This is a genomic window from Halomonas sp. V046 (genome assembly GCF_052645355.1).
Genome location: NZ_JBQXYF010000097.1, coordinates 1 through 231, shown reverse-complemented (window position 1 = coordinate 231; position 231 = coordinate 1). Strand labels below are relative to the sequence as shown.

Sequence of the window (231 nt, the reverse complement as noted above, 5' to 3'; positions counted from 1 at the left end):
CGATCGTGGTTACCGACAACGAAGGTGACACCGCCAGCGACAGCCTGGACATCCAGATCCTGGATACCGCGCCGGAGGCCACGGCCGACGCCAACGCCATCAGCGAGGAGACCGCCACGGTCGGCGGTAACGTGATCGAGGGGGCCGCCAACGACGCCGGGGCCGACACCCTGGGGGCCGACCAGACCACCGTCACTGCCGTTTCCAGCGACAATGAGAGTGCCAACACCG

The 231-nt window shown here is 67.5% G+C and carries 1 protein-coding gene; it reads left to right on the top strand.

Features of this window, described 5'->3' with window-relative positions; genetic code table 11:
- A partial coding sequence (locus ACUN9Y_RS22415; protein ID WP_445462944.1) for a hypothetical protein occupies positions 1 to 231 on the top strand: 231 nt, incomplete at both ends.